This is a genomic window from Glycomyces sambucus (assembly GCF_900102815.1).
Classification (GTDB): domain Bacteria; phylum Actinomycetota; class Actinomycetes; order Mycobacteriales; family Micromonosporaceae; genus Glycomyces; species Glycomyces sambucus.
In genome coordinates, this window is record NZ_FNGF01000005.1 from 247,668 (window position 1) to 267,696 (window position 20,029).

15 protein-coding genes are annotated in these 20,029 nt (G+C 72.3%); 10 read left to right on the forward strand and 5 right to left on the reverse strand.

Annotation, left to right across the window (positions count from 1 at the left end; genetic code table 11):
- From BLS99_RS16475 to BLS99_RS16485, 3 genes are all read left to right on the forward strand, one after another.
- Window positions 1-1,269 (forward strand): ABC transporter permease, encoded by a 1,269-nt coding sequence (locus BLS99_RS16475; RefSeq protein ID WP_091052117.1) that lies wholly within the window; start codon window positions 1-3, stop codon window positions 1,267-1,269.
- Window positions 1,270-1,677 (forward strand): cytidine deaminase, encoded by a 408-nt coding sequence (locus BLS99_RS16480; RefSeq protein ID WP_281243614.1) that lies wholly within the window; start codon window positions 1,270-1,272, stop codon window positions 1,675-1,677.
- Window positions 1,678-1,762: 85 nt separating this feature from the next.
- Window positions 1,763-3,040: a thymidine phosphorylase gene (locus BLS99_RS16485; RefSeq protein WP_176953390.1), complete on the forward strand. Its 1,278-nt coding sequence runs from the start codon at window positions 1,763-1,765 to the stop codon at window positions 3,038-3,040.
- A gap of 46 nt (window positions 3,041-3,086) precedes the next feature.
- Here the strand turns inward: BLS99_RS16485 and BLS99_RS16490 are convergent, their stop codons facing one another.
- Window positions 3,087-4,334, reverse strand: a complete 1,248-nt coding sequence (locus BLS99_RS16490) for a M20 metallopeptidase family protein (protein WP_091052122.1) — start codon at window positions 4,332-4,334, stop codon at window positions 3,087-3,089.
- Between the two features lie 223 nt (window positions 4,335-4,557).
- On the opposite strand from BLS99_RS16490, the gene BLS99_RS16495 reads away from it, so the two are divergent.
- Both BLS99_RS16495 and BLS99_RS16500 read left to right on the forward strand, forming a co-directional pair.
- Window positions 4,558-5,457, forward strand: coding sequence for a DUF1838 family protein (locus BLS99_RS16495; protein WP_091052125.1), 900 nt, complete (start codon window positions 4,558-4,560; stop codon window positions 5,455-5,457).
- A 118-nt stretch (window positions 5,458-5,575) separates the two neighbouring features.
- Entirely contained in the window at window positions 5,576-6,400 is an 825-nt protein-coding gene (locus BLS99_RS16500; protein WP_091052128.1) for an SAM-dependent methyltransferase, read from the forward strand.
- Window positions 6,401-6,479: 79 nt separating this feature from the next.
- Here the strand turns inward: BLS99_RS16500 and BLS99_RS16505 are convergent, their stop codons facing one another.
- From BLS99_RS16505 to BLS99_RS16520, 4 genes are all read right to left on the reverse strand, one after another.
- Window positions 6,480-7,697, reverse strand: a complete 1,218-nt coding sequence (locus BLS99_RS16505; RefSeq protein ID WP_091052130.1) for a S8 family peptidase — start codon at window positions 7,695-7,697, stop codon at window positions 6,480-6,482.
- A 410-nt stretch (window positions 7,698-8,107) separates the two neighbouring features.
- On the reverse strand, window positions 8,108-9,289 hold the full coding sequence (locus BLS99_RS16510; RefSeq protein WP_091052132.1) for a S8 family peptidase: 1,182 nt from the start codon (window positions 9,287-9,289) through the stop codon (window positions 8,108-8,110).
- Window positions 9,290-9,531: 242 nt separating this feature from the next.
- Window positions 9,532-11,088, reverse strand: a complete 1,557-nt coding sequence (locus BLS99_RS16515; protein ID WP_091052134.1) for a S8 family serine peptidase — start codon at window positions 11,086-11,088, stop codon at window positions 9,532-9,534.
- A gap of 312 nt (window positions 11,089-11,400) precedes the next feature.
- Window positions 11,401-13,188: an ABC-F family ATP-binding cassette domain-containing protein gene (locus BLS99_RS16520; RefSeq protein ID WP_245712276.1), complete on the reverse strand. Its 1,788-nt coding sequence runs from the start codon at window positions 13,186-13,188 to the stop codon at window positions 11,401-11,403.
- 223 nt (window positions 13,189-13,411) lie between these two features.
- Between BLS99_RS16520 and BLS99_RS16525 the strand changes: the two genes are divergently transcribed.
- From BLS99_RS16525 to BLS99_RS16545, 5 genes are all read left to right on the forward strand, one after another.
- Complete coding sequence (locus tag BLS99_RS16525; protein ID WP_091052136.1) at window positions 13,412-15,259, forward strand: ABC transporter ATP-binding protein; 1,848 nt, start codon at window positions 13,412-13,414, stop codon at window positions 15,257-15,259.
- The gene (locus BLS99_RS16530) at window positions 15,256-17,067 is read left to right on the forward strand and encodes an ABC transporter ATP-binding protein (RefSeq protein ID WP_091052138.1); all 1,812 of its coding nucleotides are present in this window, start codon (window positions 15,256-15,258) and stop codon (window positions 17,065-17,067) included. Before BLS99_RS16525 ends, BLS99_RS16530 begins: the two co-directional genes overlap by 4 nt.
- A gap of 91 nt (window positions 17,068-17,158) precedes the next feature.
- A complete protein-coding gene (locus BLS99_RS16535) occupies window positions 17,159-17,968 on the forward strand; it encodes a hypothetical protein (protein WP_091052140.1) in 810 nt (269 codons plus the stop codon).
- Window positions 17,969-18,079: 111 nt separating this feature from the next.
- On the forward strand, window positions 18,080-19,186 hold the full coding sequence (locus BLS99_RS16540) for a hypothetical protein (protein WP_091052142.1): 1,107 nt from the start codon (window positions 18,080-18,082) through the stop codon (window positions 19,184-19,186).
- 369 nt (window positions 19,187-19,555) lie between these two features.
- Window positions 19,556-20,029 carry a hypothetical protein gene (locus tag BLS99_RS16545; RefSeq protein ID WP_091052144.1) on the forward strand — a complete coding sequence of 158 codons (474 nt, stop codon included), beginning with the start codon at window positions 19,556-19,558 and terminating at the stop codon, window positions 20,027-20,029.

Consider the following 20,029-nt stretch of genomic DNA (forward strand, 5'->3'; position numbering starts at 1 on the left):
ATGGCAGTGGACACCGCGCCCGCGCCGGCCCTGGTCGACGACCGCGCCCCGGCCCGCCACCTGAAGGCCGGGATCACCTACCTCGTCCTCGGGGCCCTGCTCGTCGTCGTCGCGCTGACCTGGCTCGGCGGGCACTCGACCACGGTCGCGTTCGACAAGACCCTGACCGACGTCCGCTGGGACGTGCCGACCTTCGGCGTCGTCCTCGCCCTCGGGATCGCGTGCGCCGCCGCGGGCGCCTGGATGTGCGTCGGACTCCCGCAGCGCCGCTTCAAGTCCGCCTCGGCCGCCGCGGTCGCCGCGTTCGTGCTCGCGCTGCTGTTCTGGGCGTACTCCCAGGAGGGCACGGTCTTCCGGGCCGAGTCGATCCTCGCCGGCGCCCTGTTCCTGTCGATGCCGTACATCTTCGGCGCGCTCTCGGGCGTCGTCTGCGAGCGCTCGGGCGTCATCAACATCGGCATCGAGGGCCAGTTCCTCATGGGCGCCTTCACCGGCGTCCTCGTCGCGAACATCACCGGCAGCATCTACGCCGGGCTCGCCGGCGCGATGATCGCCGGCTCGCTCTCGACGATGCTCCTCGCGCTCCTGGCCACCAAGTACCAGGTGAACCAGGTCGTCGTCGGCGTCATCCTCAACCTGCTCGCGCTCGGCTTCACCAGCTTCATGTACGACCAGCTGAAGAAGGCCGACGGGCTCAACGACGCGTTCTCGGTGCCGGTCATCTCGTGGGGCCCGCTCGCGGACATCCCCGTGCTCGGCCCGGTCCTGTTCCAGCAGAAGCTGTTCGTGTACGTCGGCCTCGTCATGGTCCTCGTCGTGTGGTTCCTGCTGTACCGGACCCGCTGGGGCCTGCGGACCCGCGCGGTCGGCGAGCACCCGGCCGCCGCGGACTCCATGGGCGTCAACGTCAACCGCCTCCGCTACTGGAACGTGGTCGCCGCGGGCCTCCTCGCCGGCTTCGGCGGGGCCTGGTTCACGCTCGGGAACTCGCTGGCGTTCAACAAGAACATGACCGCCGGGCTCGGCTTCGTCGCGCTCGCGGTCATGATCGTGGGCCGCTGGAACCCGCTCGGCGTCCTCGCCGGGGCCCTGATCTTCGGCTTCACCACCCAGATCGCCCGCGACCTCTCCGCGGCCGGCTCCTCGGTGCCCGGCGAGTTCCTCCAGATGCTCCCGTACGCGGTCACGCTCGTGGTCGTGGCGGGCCTCATCGGCAAGGCCAAGGCCCCGGCGGCCGACGGCGTGCCGTACAACCCGGGGGACAAGTAGGTGGGAGGCACCACTGTGGACATCGACTGGGAGGCGCTGCGCGCCGAGGCCCGCGAGGCCATGACGCACGCGTACGTCCCGTACTCGAAGTACCCGGTCGGGGTGGCGGGACTCGTCGACGACGGCCGGACCGTGTCCGGCTGCAACGTCGAGAACGCCTCCTACGGCCTGACCCTGTGCGCCGAGTGCGGCATGGTCTCGCAGCTCGCCGCGACCGGCGGCGGGCGCCTGGTCGCCGTCGCGTGCGTCGACGGCGCGGGGGACCCCCTCACCCCCTGCGGCCGCTGCCGCCAGCTCCTGTTCGAGCACGGCGGCCCCGGCTGCCTCGTGGACGAGCGGCCGGAGCCGACCACCGTCGGGGCGCTCCTGCCCGGCGCGTTCGGGCCCGACCACCTGTCCGCCGACTGAATCCGACCCCTCGGCATCGGGACCGCCCGCGGGCGCCCCCGATGCCGTTCGGGTCTCCGCCATCGGTACTAGTGAGGGAACGCCAATGATCACCGCTGTGGACGTCATCCGCGCCAAACGGGACGGCGGCGAGCTGTCGACCGCGCAGATCGACTGGGTCATCGACGCCTACACGAAGGGCGACGTCGCGGACGAGCAGATGTCGGCCCTCGCGATGGCGATCTTCCTCAACGGGGCCCTGCCGCGCGAGATCGCCGACTGGACCGCCGCGATGATCCGCTCGGGCATCACGCTCGACCTCTCCCAGGTCGGCAAGCGGTGCGTCGACAAGCACTCCACGGGCGGGGTGGGCGACAAGATCACGCTCCCGCTCGCGCCGCTCGTCGCGGCCTTCGGCGTCGCCGTGCCGCAGCTGTCGGGCCGCGGGCTCGGCCACACCGGCGGGACGCTCGACAAGCTGGAGTCGATCCCCGGCTTCCAGGTCGACCTGTCCGAGGCCCGGGTCGTCGAGCAGCTCAAGGAGATCGGCGCGGTCATCTGCGCGGCCACCGGCGACCTCGCCCCGGCCGACAAGAAGCTGTACGCCCTCCGCGACATCACCTCCACTGTGGAGTCGATCCCGCTCATCGCGTCCTCCATCATGTGCAAGAAGATCGCCGAGGGGGCCGACGCGATCGTCCTCGACGTCAAGGTCGGCTCCGGCGCCTTCATGAAGGACTTCGCCGAGGCCAAGGAGCTCGCCGAGACCATGGTCCGCCTCGGCGCCGACCACGGCGTCGACACCCGCGCGCTCCTCACCGACATGTCGGTCCCCTTGGGCCGCACCGCCGGGAACGCCCTCGAAGTCCGCGAGTCCGTCGAGGTCCTCGACGGCGGCGGCCCCGCCGACGTCGTCGAGCTCACCGTCGCCCTCGCCAAGGAGATGCTCGCCGCCGCCGGGCAGCCCGACGCCGACCCGGCCGCCGCGCTCAAGGACGGCCGCGCGATGGACGCCTGGCGCAGGATGATCGCCGCCCAGGGCGGCGAGGTCGACGCCCCGCTCCCCGTCGCCCGCGAGACCGAGGAGGTCACCGCCGACGCGGACGGCTTCGTCGCCGAGATGGACGCCTACGCCGTCGGCGTCGCCGCCTGGCGCCTCGGCGCGGGCCGCGAGCGCCAGGGCCAGCCCGTCCAGTTCGGTGCGGGCGTGGAGATCCTGAAGACCCTGGGCGAGCCCGTCAAGGCCGGCGAGGCGGTCTTCCGCCTCCACACCGACACCCCCGACCGGTTCGCCGCCGCGAAGGAGTCCCTGGCCGGCCGGTGGTCCGTCGGCGCCGCGCCCGCCGAACGCGGCCCGATCGTCCTCGACCGCGTCACCGCCTAGCGAGCGCGAAGGGCGGCACCGCACTCGCGGTGCCGCCCTTCGCGTGTCAGCAGCCGGACCGCTCCGACAGCCACGCCGCCATGCCGCGCACGCCGTGGCCGATCGCGGCCTCATCGGGGGTGAACCCCGGGAAGTGCGGGAACGCCGTCGTCACGTCCGCCCCCGGCGCCTGGACCCCGAGGTACGCGTAGGTGCCGGGCCGGTCGTCCATGAACAGCCCGAAGTCCTCCCCGCTGAACGGCAGCGCCGCATGGATCACCGCGACCTCGTGCCCGTTCCGGCGCAGGAATCGCTTGAGCGCGTTGGCCTCCGCCTCCGGGCACGGCATCGCGGGGAACGGGTCCTCCGGGTACACCGCCGTCGAACCGTAGCCTTGCGCGAGGCGGTCGACGTCCGCGCGGACCTCCGGATAGCGGTCCTCGGGCCAGCACCGCGACGAGAACCGCACCATGCCCTCCTCGGCGCTGGCGCGCATGAACACGAACGACGCGAGCGGCCCGTCCTCCACCTGGAGGTCGGCGATGAGTTGTTCCAGGTCGGCCCCGGTCTGCGGCGCGCTCACCGTCCCGAGCGCGTTGACCTCCCCGGCCAGCGCCTCGGCCCGCTCGACCGCGTCCGCGCCCGCCAACGTGACCGAACCGCGGTCCAGGCCCGGCATGCCCGACCCGGGGTTGACCCCGAACACGCCCACCGGCATGAATCCGCAGTGCAGGGCGTGGATCTCCTCGGGCCGGGTCCGCGCGAACACGCCGTCGTCGAGCATCGCCCGGGCCCCGGTCAGGGACTCCTCGGCGGGTTGGAACACGAACACGACCGTGCCGTGCAGTCGCCGCCGCAGCTTCGCCAGCACCCGCGCGACCCCGACACCGACGGTGGTGTGGATGTCGTGCCCGCACAGGTGCTTCGCGGCCGTTCCGCCGCCGATCTGGTCCTGGGCGGGCACCGCGTCCATGTCGGCCCGGTACGCGACCGTCCGGCCCCGGTGCCGCCCCCGCAGCACCCCGACGACGCCGTGCCCGCCGACGCCCGTCCGCACCTCGAGCCCGGCGGCCCGCAGCGCCTCGGCGACCTTCCCGGCGGTGCGCCGCTCCTCGCCCGGCCCTTCGGGGTTGGCGTTCAGATCGCGCCGGAACGCGATCAGTTCCTCCTCGATCAGCCGCACCTCGGCCTCGATGTCACCGGACTGCGATCCGCTCGCGGCCGCCGCTGCGCCCGGCACACTCACGGACGCGACGGCGGCCGCGGTCCCCAGCAGCACCCGGCGGCTGACGTTCTGGAATTCAGGGGGTGTCATGGTCTCCTCCGTATCGGAATCGGATCCCCCGATTCTCGATTCCGCACGGCCCCCGGCGCAGTCATGCAGACCCCCGGATCACCGGTCGGGTCCGCCCCCGTCATGGCCTCCCGGAGGGCGACGCGACCGCGCGGGCCCGTGCGAGCCGGGTCTCCACTGATCGTTGACAGTCCGTCCCGGTTCGACCACACTGGAGGCCGTTCGCGCCGCCCAGAGGAGATCCATGCCGTTCGAGGACCCCGCGCACCCCGCGCCGCTGTACCGGCTCGTGGAGTCGCCCTTCGGCCGCGCCTACCTGCGGCTGCTGGGGCGGCCCGACGGGGAGGACATGGTCTACCGGATCTCGGGCTCGGTGTACGCCGACGTGCCGGGGGACGCGCTCGCGCCGTCGCTTCGGCACGGCGCCAAGCTGTTCGGCTTCGAGGGCTACAACATCCGCCGCCTGCACCGCGAGCCCGGCACGAACCTGCTGCACCTGCTGACGCGCGAGATCGTCTTCTACACCGACCCGGCCGACCCGACGACGATCCTCACCGAGTGGGCGAACCCCGTCGACGGCCGCACCTACCCGGTGGTGCCGGTCAACAACGACGCGGTCAACCAGGGCCCCTTCCCGATCGCCGCGTCCTTCACCGGGCCGCCGCCGCGGGCCGCGCACGGGCAGTTCGTGTGGACCATGGACATCCCGCCGCGCACCGACCTGGGCGCGACGCTCGGGGACGGCTTCGGGCTGCCGGGCGGGGTCTACACGACGTTCGAGCTGTTCGACTTCATGGTCGCCGAGGACGTCGTGGACGCGTGCCGCGGCCGCCGCGTGCCCGAGGGCGCGATGCCGGTGGTGAACACGTGGACCCGTTCCAGCCCTTGGCCTCCGTTCACGGGCCTCGCGGAGGCGGAGACCGGCGGCGCCGGGGTCGTGTACCACGCGCGCTCGTGGACCCTCGGCGGCTTCGACGAGCTGGAGGTGTGGCTCAAGGACGCCGTCGAGGCCGACCATCCCCTGTACACGGCCGCCCCCGACGAGCCGGGCCCGAGCCAGACCTCGTGGAGTTCGTTCTGGGCCAAGCAGCTCGGCGAGGGCGCGATCACGTGGGAGGAGTGGCGCGAGGCGAACGGCGCCTGAGAGGCCGAGCCGCACAGCGTGTGCGCCGCGCACCCCGGAGAACCGGTACCGTCGACTCCAGACCCCTGCGGGGCCCGCGGCCCCGCGCCTCCGTTGCGTTCTTGCAGGAAGGCAGGCCATGCACGACGACGACATCGAGCTGCCGCCAGGCACCGACACCTCCGTCCCGGCCACCGCGCGCGTCTACGACGCGCTGCTGGGCGGCTCCACCAACCTCGCGGTCGACCGGGTCGCCGCCGACGTGTTCGCGCAGCACATCCCGCAGGCGCGCGAGTGCGCGAAGCTCAACCGCAGCGCGCTCATCCGCGGCGTGGAGTACCTGGTGCGCACCGCCGGGATGGACCAGATCCTCGACATCGGGTGCGGGCTGCCGACCGCGCAGAACACGCACCAGGTCGCGGCGGGGATCGACCCGGACGCGAAGGTCGTCTACGTCGACCACGACCCCATGGTGATCGCCCACGCGAACACGCTCCTGGCCGGGAACGAGTCCGCGATCGTGGTCGAGGCCGACCTCCTGGACCCCGACTACATCCTGTCGCGCACCGAGATCCGCGCGTTCCTGGACTTCGACCGCCCGATCGCGCTGCTGCTGGTCGGGATGATCATGCAGATCAGCGACGAGCAGCGCCCCAACGACATCATCGCGGCGCTCATGGGCGCCATGCCGTCCGGCAGCCACCTGCTGCTGACGTCGTGGCCGGACACGGGCGAGCCGGAGCAGGCGGCCCTGTCGGCGGCGTGCATCGAGACGCTCGGGAACGGCTGGATGCGCCCGGTCCCGGTGCTGGAGAGCCACTTCCTGGGCATGGAGATGGTCGCGCCGGGCCTGGAGTACATCCCGCGCTGGTTCCCCGAAGAGCCCGACCGCCCCGTGCGCGAGGTCGCCGAGCTGGAGCCGTACGAGCGCACCCAGATGGCCGGCATCGCCCGCAAGACCTGATTCCAGGAGGATGCGACAGGGCCCGCGCCGGAAGGCGCGGGCCCTGTCTCCTCATCCCAATCGGTTCGGGTCGCGGTGCCTAACCCAGGAACGCGGTGTTCAGCAGCAGGTTCGGGCTGCCGTTGACGCCGGTGACGACGTCGGCCACGGCCCCGCCGGTGAGCGCGGCGGCCACGTCGTCGGGGGTCGCGTCCGGGTTGGCCTCCAGGAAGAGCGCGGCGACGCCGGCGACGTGCGGGGTCGCCATGGAGGTGCCGGAGATGGTGTTCTCGGCGTCGTCGGCGCCGATCCACGCGGAGGTGATGCCGACGCCGGGCGCGAGGAGGTCGACGCACTCGCCGAAGTTGGAGAAGGACGCGGCCGCGTCGTCCTCGTCGGTGGCGCCCACGGTGATCGCGGAGGGCTCGGAGCCGGGCGAGACGTTGCAGGCGTCCTGGCCCTCGTTGCCGGCGGCGATCGCGAAGGCGACCCCGCTGTCGACGGCGGCGGCGATGGCGTCGTTCAGGGCCTGGCTGAAGCCGCCGCCGAGGCTCATGTTGGCGACGGCCGGGCCGGTGGCGTTCTGGGCGACCCAGTCGATGCCGGCGATGATCGCCGAGTAGGAGCCCGAGCCGTTGTCGTCGAGGACGCGGACGGGCCGGACGGTCACGTCCTTGGCGAGGCCGTACGTGGTGCCGCCGATGGTGCCGGCGACGTGGGTGCCGTGCCCGTGGCCGTCGGCGGGGTCGGCGTCGTCGTCGATGAAGTCGTAGCCTTCGCCCACGCGCCCTGCGAATTCGGTGTGCGCGGCGTTGAGGCCGGTGTCAAGCACGAACGCCTCGACGCCGGCGCCGGTCTGCGTGTACTCGTAGGCGGCGTCGAGCGGGAGCGCGTCCTGGTCGACCCGGTCGAGGCCCCACGAGGGCGGGTCGGCCTGGACCTCGCTGATGTGCGCGGTCTGGTCCTGCTCGACGTACGCCACGTCCTCGTCGGCGGCGAGTTCGAGCGCCTCGGCCTCGGTGAGCTCGGCGACGTAGCCGTTGAGGGTGTCGAGGGTGTGCTCGATGTCGACGTCCACGCCGAGGTCGTCGGCGAGGGCGCCGAGCCCGGCGGCGCCGTCGTCGAGGACGACGATGTACGAGCCGTCGATCGCGTCAGGGGAGTCGGCGCCGAGGATGGTCGCCTCCACCGGCTCCTCGGCGTTCGCGAACGAGGTGGCGGCGATGGCGGATCCGCCGGCGGCGACCGCGGCGACGGCGATGGCCGCCGCGGTGCGGGCGCGGCGGCGCTGGGGCTTTCTGGTTCCTGCCGTTGACAAGAGGAACTCCTTCGGTCGTCCCGGCGGCGGCGGTGCTTGGGCCGCGCCACCGGGGGAGGGTGGTCCGGGTGAGGCCCGGTGCTCTGGGGGGAGCGGGGGACGGGCCCCGGGGCCGGCGGCGCCGCACGCCGGGGACCGGGCGCGGGCGGTGACGCGCGGACCGGGCCCCCTCGGCCCGGTCCGCGTCACCCGTCCGGGCGCTGCGGCCGTGCGACGGGCCGTCAGACCCTGGCAGTGAGCCTAAACGAGAGAACAAATCGTGTAAAGGGTTCGTACCGGATTTATAGATCAGTGAATGTCCAACCACCGCCTAGTGTCCGAAACAGACGAACGGGCCGAGGCGCCGCGCACCGGCTGGCGCGCAGGGCCTCGGCCCGTCTCCGGATCAGCGGCGGGGGCCGCTCACCAGGCTAGAGGTAGGTGTAGAGCAGCCGGTTGGGGCTGCCGCTGCCCGGGTTGGTCACGACGCCGGTGGTGGCGTTGGAGGTGATCCAGTTCGTCACCGCGGACGGGGACGCGCTGGGGTTGGCCTGGAGGTACAGGGCGGCGACGCCCGCGACGTGCGGGGAGGCCATCGACGTGCCGGAGATGGTGTTGGTGGCCGAGTTCGAGGAGTACCACGCCGAGGTGATCGAGGACCCGGGCGCGAAGACGTCCACGCACGTGCCGTAGTTCGAGTAGCTGGCGCGGGCGTCGGTCGAGGTGGTCGCGCCGACGGTGATCGCCGACGGGGTCGAGGCGGGGGAGCGGTTGCACGCGTTGGTGGACTCGTTGCCGGCCGCCACCACGAAGGTGACGCCCGAGGAGACCGCCGAGGCGACCGCGCTGTTCAGGGACGCGGAGTACCCGCCGCCGAGGCTCATGTTGGCCACGGCGGGCTTGATGGCGTTGGTGCGCACCCAGTTGATGCCGTTGATGACCCCGGCGGTGGTGCCGGAGCCGGCGTTGTCGAGGACGCGCACGCCGTGGAGCGTGACGCCCTTGGCGACGCCGTGGATCGTCCCGCCGACGGTGCCGGCGACGTGGGTGCCGTGGCCGTTGCCGTCCTGGGGGTTCGAGTCGTTCTGGATGAAGTCGTAGCCGTTGCCCACGCGCCCGCTGAACTGCGTGTGGCTGGCGTTGATGCCGGTGTCCACGATGTACGCGTGCACGCCCGCGCCGGTGTAGTTGTAGGTGTAGGTGCCCGACAGCGGCCGGTTGCGCTGGTCGATGCGGTCGAGGCCCCAGGTCGCGCCGGTCTGCGTGGCCTGGGTGGTGAACGCGGCGTTCTGCTCGACGAAGGCGACCCCGTCCTGCGCGGCGATCTCCCGGGCTTCGAGCTCGGTCGACTCCACGAGGAACGCGTCGACGCCCCGGTAGGTCTCGACGACGTCGGCGCCGTCCTCCTCGACGCTCTTCACCTGCGACGAGAACGAGGCGTCCTCGTCGAGGACGACGATGTACTCGCCCGCGATGGCGCCGGCGGCGTCCTCGCCGAGGATCGCGCCGTACTGCGGGGCGGCCTCGGCCGCGGTGGCGGTGAACGCGAGCGCCGTGAGCGCCGCGGCGGCGAGCGCCGCTGCGGCGCCCGTCCTCTTTCTGATGGGTGACATGGACGTTCGATCCCTTCGGGTGGTCCCGGCGCGTCCGGTGCCGGGACGGGGGTGTGGGAGGTGGGGACCGGTTCCGGACCACGTCGGTCCTGAGCGGACCGGTGGTGCCGAGTCGGGGGGCGGGTGCCGGAGGGCCCGGTCGCGCTGCCGCTGGAGGGTGCGACGGCTCCAGGTCGCGGTGTCCGGTGCAGCGGCCGACGGGGAGGGCCGTCCGGCGCCCGCTATTCAGTTGTGGGGGCGAATCAGAGTTCGAGGGTCCAGGTGTTCAGGGTGCCGGTGTCGCCGGCGTAGGCGTCGACGATCCGCAGCGTCCAGGTCCCGGCCGCGGTCTCGTTCGACAGGTTCACCGTGTACGTGGCGATGACGTTGTCGGCCGAGTCGCTGCTGGAGGAGTTCTTCAGCGTGTAGCTGGTCCCGTCCGGCGCGATCAGGGAGATCGCGAGGTCGCCGCGGTAGGTGTGGGTGATGTTCACCGCGACGGTGCTGTTGGAGCGGGCGGTGCCGTCGCACGCGAGCGCCAGGGTCGAGGTCACGGTGGCGCGGTCGGCGATGGCGCGGGCGGTGGAGTTGGTGGCGGCGCAGTCGCTCGGCTCGCCCGGTCCGCCCCCGCCGTCCTCGGTCCCGGTGTACAGCAGCAGGTTCGGGCTGCCCTGGACGTCGGAGACGCGGCCCGCGGCGGCGTTGCCGGTGACCCACTCGGCCACGTCGTCGGTGGTCGCGCCCGGGTTCAGGCCCAGGTAGACCGCCGCGGCGCCCGCGACGTGCGGGGAGGCCATCGACGTGCCGGAGATGGTGTTGGTGGCGGTGGTCGAGGTGTGCCAGGCGGAGGTGATGCCCACGCCGGGCGCGAACACGTCGACGCACGAGCCGAAGTTCGAGAAGTAGGCGCGCGTGTCGGTGTTGTCGCTGGCGGCCACGGTGATCGCGGACGGCGCCGAGGCGGGGGAGACGTTGCAGGCGTCCTGGTCCTCGTTGCCCGCGGCGACGGCGAAGGTGACGCCGGCGTCCACGGCGGCCTCGACCGCGTTGTTCAGGGACGCGGAGTACCCGCCGCCGAGGCTCATGTTCGCCACGGCCGGCTGGATCGCGTTGGTGCGCACCCAGTTGATGCCGTTGACGACTCCGGCGGTGGTGCCCGAGCCGGCGTTGTCGAGGACCCGGACCCCGTGCAGGGTCACGTTCTTCGCGACGCCGTACGTCGTGCCGCCGACGGTGCCGGCGACGTGGGTGCCGTGCCCGTTGCCGTCCTGCGGGGTCGCGTCGTTCTGGATGAAGTCGTAGCCGGCCCCGACGCGGCCGGTGAACTCCGTGTGGCCGGCGTTGATGCCGGTGTCCACGATGTACGCGTGCACGCCCGCGCCGTTGCCGAGGTACTCGTAGTCCCCGTCGAGGGGGAGGTCGAGCTGGTCGATGCGGTCGAGGCCCCAGGTCGCGCCGGTCTGCACGTCGGCGACCGTGACGACCGCGTTCTGCTCGACGAACGCGACGCCGTCCTGCGCGGCGATCGACTTCGCCTCCGCCTCGGTGGACTCCACCAGGAACGAGTCGACGCCCCGGTAGGTGGCGACGACGTCGGCGCCGTCCTCCTCGGCGCCGGCGACACCGGTCGCGAACGAGGCGCCGTCGTCGAGGACGACGATGTACTCGCCCGCGATGGCGTCGGGCGAGGCGGCGTTCAGGATCTCGCCGAGCGGTTCGGCATGGGCGGCCAGGCCGCCGAAGGTGATGGAGCCGACCGCGGCCGCGCCTGCGATCGCAGCGGCGGATATTCGGCGGACGGAACGGTGCGAGACGGTCATAGGGGGGTACTCCCTCTCGGTTCAGTTGTTCACCGTGCGAAGCGAAAAGATGGGACGCATCCGCGCGGAAGACACAGTTCGGTGGAACCGGCCCTTTCGGGCTTTCACACCGAGGTTAGGGAAGTCACAACATAAAGTGAAGACCCTGGAAGACCCCCATAAATCAGTGAATGAAGAGTCGGTTACCAACCGGTATGGGAGCGTTCGGGACTGGTAGGATGTTTGACTCCGTTATGGGGCCGTGACTCCGAGGTGCCCGCCCCCATCCCTACAAGAAGGTAGGAATTATCAAGGGCGGCAACGGGACCGCGCCTACTCCGCGAGCTCCATCCACCGCTCCTCGATCTCGTCCTTCTCCGCCTCCAGCGCCGACAGCGCCCCCTGGAGTTCCGCGAGCTTCCCGGGGTCGGTCGCGAACGCGGCCATCTGGGCGTGCACGCCCGCGATCCTCTCGTCCGTCCTCTCCAGGCGCCGCTCCAGCTTGGACAGCTCCTTCTGGACGGCCCGGTCCTGCGCCCCCGAGGGCCGCGCCGCCGGCGCCGCCTGCGAAGGCGCGGGCCGCTCGGCCGCGGACTTCACCGCGCCCCGCCGCTCCAGGTACTCCTCCACGCCCCGCGGCAGCATCCGCAGCCGCCGGTCGCCCAGCAGCGCCCACGTCTCGTCGGCGACCCGCTCGGTGAAGTACCGGTCGTGGCTCACCACGACCATCGTCCCCGCCCAGTCGTCGAGCAAGTCCTCCAGCTGCGTCAGCGTCTCGATGTCGAGGTCGTTCGTCGGCTCGTCCAGGAACAGCACGTTCGGCTCCGCCATGAGCAGCCGCGCGAGCTGGAGGCGGCGGCGCTGCCCGCCCGAGAGGTCCCGCACGAACGTGCGCTGGCGGCCCCCGACGAACCCGAGCCGCTCCGCGAGCTGCCCGGCGCTCATCTCCTTCTTGCCGAACTGGACCCGCTTGGCGACCAGCTCGATGGCCTCCAGGACCCGCCACGACCCGTCCAGGTCCTCCATGTGCTGGGTCAGCCACGCGAGCTTGACGGTGCGGCCGACCTTGATCCGCCCGTGCGCCGGCTGCTTGTCCTCGATCGCCTCGGCGAGCGTGCGCAGCAGCGAGGTCTTCCCGGCGCCGTTGACGCCCAGGAGCCCGATCCGCTTGCCCGGACCCAGGATCCAGTCCAGGTGCTCCAGCAGCGTCTGGTCCCCGGCCCGGACGGTGACGTCCTGGGCCTCGAACACGGTCTTGCCCAGGCGCCCGGTCGCGAACGACACCAGCTCGGCGGTGTCGCGCGCGGGCGGCTCGTTCGCGATGAGCTCGTTCGCGGCGTCGACCCGGAACTTCGCCTTCGACGTGCGCGCCTTCGGGCCCCGGCGCAGCCACGCCAGCTCCTTGCGCATGAGGTTCTGGCGCTTCTCCTCGGCGACGTTCGCCTGCCGCTCGCGCTCGGCCCGCGCGAGCACGTACGCGGAGTACCCGCCGTCGTACTCGAACACATTGCCGCGCTGCACGTCCCAGATCCGGTCGCAGATCTCGTCGAGGAACCACCGGTCGTGCGTGACGACCACGACCGCCGCCCGGGTCGCGTTCAGATGCCCTGCGAGCCAGGCGATCCCCTCGATGTCGAGGTGGTTCGTGGGCTCGTCCAGCAGCAGCAGGTCGGCCTCGGCGGTGAGCACCCGCGCGAGGTCGGTGCGGCGGCGCTCGCCGCCCGACAGCACCCCGATGCGGGAGTCGAGCCCCTCGGGGAGCACGGGCGCGTCGAGGCCGCCGAAGAGGCCGGTGAGGATCTCGCGGACGCGCGGGTCGGAGGCCCACTCGTGGGCGTCGGCGCCGCCGAACAGGGCCTCGCGCACCGTCGATGCGCCGTCGAGGCCGTCGGTCTGGCCGAGCACGGCCACGCGGGTGCCGCCGGTGTGCACGACGCGGCCCGAGTCGGGCTCGTCGTCGCGGGCGATGAGGCGCAGCAGCGTCGACTTCCCGTCGCCGTTGCGGCCGACGACGCCGACGCGCTGGGAGGCGGCGATGCCGAGGGAGACCGCGTCGAGGACCACCTGGTCGGGGTAGCTCTTGGAGACGGTCTCGAGGTTGACGAGGTTGGGCGCTGACACGAGTGACAAGCCTACCCGCAGGGCCAACTCCTCCGTCCTGTCCCCGATCGGGTGACAGCGGCGCCTCCGGGGCCGGTTTTCGTCGGACCCGGCGGGGAGCATCGGCATTAGTTTCTTCCCCTGGGCGGGTGGGGGCTGGGGATGGAAACGACGGGTCGCGCCAGCGCCGCGACTTTGATATGGTGTCATAGCACAGTCATCATGACATCATGAATGGATTCATATGGCACCCCCGGAAACCCGCCGGTTCGAATCCGGCCGCGCCGTCCTCGCCGTGGTCCGGCTCCTGCCCCGCATCAGCCGCCCCCGCACCGCCCTCTTCGCCGCCACCACCCTCCTCACCGCCGCCCTCCCCCTGGCGATGACCATCGCCACCGGCCTCCTCATCGGCGCCGTCCCCGCCGCCGCCGACGCCGGACCCGGCTCCCCCGAGGCCCGCGACGCCTACCTCCTCCTCGCCGCCGGCGTCGCCGCCCTCCTCCTGGGCCGCCTCGCCGCCCACCTCCACGACGCCGTCGCCTTCAACCTCGGCCGCGACCTCGAACTCCTCCTCCAGGACCGGCTCCTCGCCGCCGTCGCCCGCCCCGTCGGCATCGCCCACCTCGAAGACGACGAGGTCCTCGCCCTGCTGCGCATCGCCCGCCAGCTCGGCGCCGACTTCATCCGCCCCGAACGCGCCATCCGCGGCCTCGCCGCCATCGCCCCCGAGTTCCTCGCCGCCGCCGGCGCCTCGACCGTCCTGGCGTTCTTCAACATCTGGATCGGCCTCGTCTGGCTCGTCGCCTGGCCCGCGATCTTCATCGCCATGCAGGCCGACTACACCCGCGTCGGCAAGACCGCGTACCTCCGCTCCACCGAGATGCGCGAGACCGAGTACCTCCGCGACCTCGCCATCACCGCCGAGCCCGCCAAGGAGATCCGCGTCTGGGGCCTCATGGGCTGGCTCCTCGGCCGCTACGACCGCCAGTGGAACGAGCGCATGGCCTACTCCGACCGCCACCAGCGCCTCCGCCCCGCCACCGCGGTCGGCGTCATCGGCACGCTCCTGCTCCTCACCGTCGCCACCGCGCTCGCGCTCGCCGACGCGGGCCTCACCGGCGCCGTCGGCTTCTCCGCCCTCGCCGTCTACCTCGTCGCCCTCACCACCATGTTCAACTTCTCGGCGTTCGACGACACGGCCGCGTTCCTCAGCCTCGGCTCCCTGCCCGTCCCGAAGGTCCTCGCCCTCGAAGACCGCCTCACCGAGGACCGGCGCGAGGCCACCGCCGAGCTCCCCGCCGCCGCCCCCGCGCACGCGATCCGCTTCGAGGCCGTCGACTTCGCCTACCCCGGCGCCGAACGCGCCGTCATCGCCGGACTCGACCTGGAGATCGAGGCCGGCACCTCCCTCGCGATCGTCGGCCACAACGGCGCCGGCAAGACCAGCCTCGTGAAGCTCCTCGCGGGCCTCTACGCGCCGACCGGCGGGCGCATCACCGCCGACGGCACCGACCTCGCCGCCGTCGACCCCGCCGCCTGGCGCACCCGCCTGTCGGCCCTGTTCCAGGACTTCACCCGCTACCAGCTCACCGTCCGCGACAACATCGCGTTCGGCGCCCCGCACCTCGCCGGGGACACCGACCTCATCTGGAAGGCGTGCGAGCCCATGGGCATCCGCGCGCTCATCGAATCGCTCCCCAAAGGACTCGACACGGTCCTGTCGAGCGAGTACGGCGGCGGCACCGACCTCTCCGGCGGCCAGTGGCAGCGGATCGCCCTGGCCCGCGCGCTGTTCGCCGTCCAGGCCGGCGCGAAGGTCCTCATCCTCGACGAGCCCGCCGCGGCCCTCGACGTCCGCGCCGAGGCCGACCTCTACGAGCAGTTCCTCGACATCACCGCCGGACTCACCACCATCGTGATCTCCCACCGGTTCTCGACGGTGCGCCGCGCCGACCGCATCGTCGTCCTCGACGGCGGCCGCGTCGTGGAGGACGGCACCCACGACGACCTCATGGCCCTCGGCGGCCGCTACGCCGACGCGTTCACCCTCCAAGCCGACCGCCTCGCCCGATCCTCCCAGGAGCAGCCGTGACCCACCGCCTCGCGAACGGCCTGCGCGGCCTCAAGTACGCACTCGCCGTGGGATTCCGCGCCCACCCCAAGGCCACCACCGCCCAGGTCGTCCTCGGCGTCGTCCAAGCGGTCCTCATGCCCGCCACCGTGTACCTCACGAAGGTCCTCATCGACGCCGTCCAGGCCGGGCACACCCGCGAGGCGTGGCTCGCCGGCGCCGGGCTCGGTGCCGGGGTCGCCCTCATCTGGGCCGTCGTCTTCGCCTACGTCAAGCTCGTGTTCCTCGTCCTCGACCACACCGCCCGCGCCTCCGACCGCGAGGTCATGGAGCTCATGGGCACCCCGCCCGGCCTCGACCACCACGAGCGGCCCGACCACCTCGACCAGGTGCAGCGCATCCGCGAGGACCGCTGGCTCCTCGGCGGGGCCGTCAACTGGCTCGCGCAGTGCCTGCGCGCTTTCGTGACCATCTGCGTCGGCGGAGCCCTCCTCTACGCCGTCCACCCGCTCCTTCTCGTGTTCCCGCTGGTCGCCCTGGGCGCCATGGCGATCGCCAAGCGCGCGGGCGACATCGAGATCAAGGTCCAGGAGGCCACCAGCGAACCCGAGCGGCGCCGCCGCCACCTCTTCGAGGTCGCGACCCTCGCCGAGTCCGGGAAGGAGCTGCGTGTCTTCGGCTCCGCGGGCGAGATCGCGCGCCGCCACCACGAGACCGGCGCCGCCGTCGTCGCCGAACGCAACCGCGGCCAGTGGAAGGCCGCCCGCATCGCCACCGGCGAAGGCGTCCTCTCCGCGGTCGGCATGGCCGCCGGGATCGGCATCGTCCTCTACCTCGCGATCCGCGGCGAGGCCACCGCCGGAGACGTGGTCCTCCTCGTCTCCCTCATCGGCATGGTCGCCGGCGCCGCGGGCGGCATCGCGATGCAGTCCGCGCTCCTGGTCCGCACCGGCAAGCTCGGCACCCGCCTGATGTGGCTGCGCGCGTACGCGAACGAGTCCAGCGGGCCCGCCGTGCCGCTGCCCGTCCCCGACCGCCTCGCCGACGGCATCCGCCTCGACGGCGTCTCCTTCGCCTACCCCGAGTCCGAACGGGCCTCCCTCGACGACGTCACCCTGACGCTCCCGGCGGGCAAAGTGGTCGCCCTCGTCGGCGAGAACGGCGCGGGCAAGACCACCCTCGTCAAACTCCTGTCCGGTTTCTATCAGCCGACCTCCGGCACGATCGACGTCGACGGCACCGACCTCGCCGACTTCGAGACCGACGAGTGGCGCGAGCGCATCGGCGCCACCTACCAGGACTTCACCCGCTTCGAGTTCACCGCCCGCGAGACCGTCGGCATCGGCGACCTGCGCAACACCTCCGACCCGCACAGCGGCTTCGACGACGACACCGTCCGCGCCGCCATGACCCGCGCGGGAGCCGAAGACGTCCTCGACGACCTCCCGCGCGGCCTCGACACGCGCCTGGGCTCCCGCTGGGACGACGGCACCGACCTCTCCGGCGGCCAATGGCAGAAACTCGCCATAGGCCGGGGCCGGATGCGCCGCGACCCGCTCCTCGTCGTCTTCGACGAGCCCACCGCCGCCCTCGACCCCCAGACCGAGCACGCGCTCTTCGAGCGCTTCGCCGAGGAGGTCCACGCCGGGCGCGCCCGCGGCACCGTCACCGTCCTGGTCTCCCACCGGTTCTCGACGGTCTCGATGGCCGACCTCATCGTGGTCCTCGACGGCGGCCGCGTCGCCGAGACCGGCACCCACGACGAGCTCATGGCCCGCGGCGGCGCCTACGCCGAGCTGTACACGCTCCAGTCCTCCGCCTACCGCTGACCGCCCGCGGCCCCAGGGAAATAGAATGCGCAGGGTCCCGACCCCACCGGGCCGGGACCCCCTCGCACCCCTCCGGACCGGAAGCGCCCCAATGGAACACGACACCGAAGACGTGACCGCCCACGACCGCGGCAGCAGCGGCGACCCCGGCGGCACGGACGACCCCGGCGGCACCGGCGACTCCAACGGGGCCGAGGAACACGGTCCAGCCGGGCACCGCGACAGCGACGACGGCGGCACCGGCGAATCCAGCGGCACTGACGCTTCGGGCGGCACCGACGTTGTAGACAGCGCTGACGTTGCAGACGGCACTGACACCTCAGACGGCACCGCCGAACCCCGCATCACCGTCGAACCCGGCATCCCCCGGCCGGTCGGCAAGGACGACCCGGCCCCGAAGGAGACCTTCGAAGGCTGCCCCCACCGCGTCCGCGTCCGCGACCTCACCCCCGGCGGCCGCATCCTCTTCACGACCGGGCTCCTCGCCGTCCTCACCGCCGGCCTCGTCCAGCTCCTCGCGCTCTTCGCCGGCGGATTCCTCCTGTCGATCGGCGCCGAGTTCAACGGCCGCATGCCGATCGCCACCGGACTGCTCCTCGTCCTCGGCTCCATGTTCGGCATGATCGGCGTCTTCGCCCTCGTCGGCACCTGGCGCCGCCTCCACCGCCCCGAGGCCCCCATCCCCTGGCTCACCGGCGCCGGCGCGCTCCTCACCCTCGCCGCCGCCATCCTCATCGGACTGTGGCTCGACCTCCCCTACGCCGCGCTGGCCGCACTCCCCTCGGCCGCCGTCGCCGCCCACCTCGTCCACCTCCGCGCACTCCTGGCCCCCAGGGAAACCTGCGACACCGACCCCGAACTGCCCGCACCCCTCGCCGAATGGCTCCGCACCACCACTTGACGGGCCGCCGCACCGGGCCGTACGCTTTCCAGCGCCCCACCCGGCCGGCGCCGGGACCTCGCTCTTTGCCCGATTGAAAGCCCCAAAATGGATAGAGAATCACCGGAACCGGTGCGAATCGACCCGCCCATCACCGTCGAATCCGCCGAACCGGAACCCTTCGCCGAACCGGCCCGCCGCCCCGAATGCGCGCACCGGCTCACCTGGCGCGAACTTACCGGCCCGGCCCGCCTGCACCTCGTCCTCCAGGTCCTGTCCGTGTGCGCCGTCCTCGCCGCCGCAGCGGCGCTCCTCACCGAAGCCGCCACCGCCCTGCGCGGCACACTCCTCGACCACGACCCATTGAGGTACGAAAGCGTCCTCACCGCCGTCACCGGAGCGCTCCTGCCGATCGGCCCGATCGCGATGCTGCGGCTCTGGCAGCGGCCCCACCGGCCCGCCTCCGCGGCCCACTTCCTGTTCAGCGCCGGGCTCGGGATGACGATGTGCCTGGCGGTGGCCACCCGCAACGAATGGCTCGCCCTCGCCGCCCTGCCCGCCTACTCGCTCACGCAGGAGCTCGGCAAGTTCCGGCGCGTGCTCACCGACCGGGCCACCTGCGCGAGCGACCCCGCCCTGCCATTCGCGCTCCGCTTCCGCACCGGCGAACTCGACCTGCCCGCAGACGACACCGAGCGGGCGTACCTCCTGGGGCCGAGACTGGTCATCGGCGACTTCGATTCCTGGAGCTGCCCGCACCTGCTGACCTGGGGCCAAATCAGGTTCGGCGCCAGAGTCCGAGGCATCATCGAGGAGGTCGCCTTCCTCCTCTACCAGCTGGGACTCGCTGCCGCGATCGTCGCGATCCTCGCCAACGCCGACCACTTCACAGTCCCCGTGCCGTCGGCGCTCAACACGGTGTCGGTCATCGTGATCGCTGCAGGCGCCGGCTACCTGCACCGCTACGTCCGCAAGGTGAGGTCGGTCGGCCCGCATCGGCACTTCGCGCTCACCTACCGCCACGACTACCTGCTGGCGTTCGCCGCCACCGCATCCGGTGCGACCGTCGCGGGCTGGGCCGCGCTCGCCCTCGACCGCCCGTACCTGTGGCTCACGGTCCCGTTCGCGCTCTACTGCGTCTACGGCCTGGTCGAGAACCTGGTGGTCAACACGCCGATCTCGCAATGCAAGGCGCGGCCCGAACTCCACCCGATCGTCCAGTCCTGGAAGAAGGCGTGACCGCGGCACCGACCCCGCTCCACCCCGGCTCACCCTGCCCCCTCGCCCCGACATCTTCGGTCTACCGTGGCGAGCCCGCCGGCCACCCCGTTGAAAGCTCAGTAAATGACCAGCGCCGCATACGAAGACGAGCCCGGCCCGACAGTCTCGGTTGAAGCCGGCGGCCCGGCGACGGACGGCCACATCCCGGCCGCATCGGCCCGCCCCGAGTCGCAGCCGACGATGTACCCGCATGCGCCGGCAAGCCACCCACCGGGCCCTTGGGCCCCGTCGAGCCCCTTGGCCGGTACGGGAACCTGGGGCACCCCTGTCGCCCACGGCATTCCGACTCCGCCGCAGCGTTACCGCGCCAAGGACTGCCCGCACTTCGTGCCCTTCGGCGACCTGCGGTCGCGGTACCGGATCACCGAGGCCCTGCGCCCTGCCGTGAGCGTCCTCTACCTCGTCGGCACGATGCAGTACCTCGCCCCGCTGATCAGCCTCGCCCTGGACGAGCCCGACGCAGGCGGCTGGTTCGCCGCTGCCGTCATCACGCTCATCCTCATGCCGTTCAACCTCGTCGGGGTCCGCGAAGCGCACCGCTCCTCGAAGCGGCTCCACCGGCCCTCCGTGGTCGCACTGGTGGTGAGCCTGCTCGGCCATGCGGTCATCCTGTTGTTCTCGGTCCAGTCCGTCGTGTACGGGATGCCGTTGGCCGCGGTGTGCGCGCTGGCCACCCTGTACCAGGCCGTCGACCTCGTCGCCGCGACTGCAACGCTGCCGCGCCGTGCGGCCTGCCGCAGCCTGCCAGCCGTCATCCCCGCCATGCGGAAGCGAGTGGCGACGCCGCCCGCTCTCGGCTAG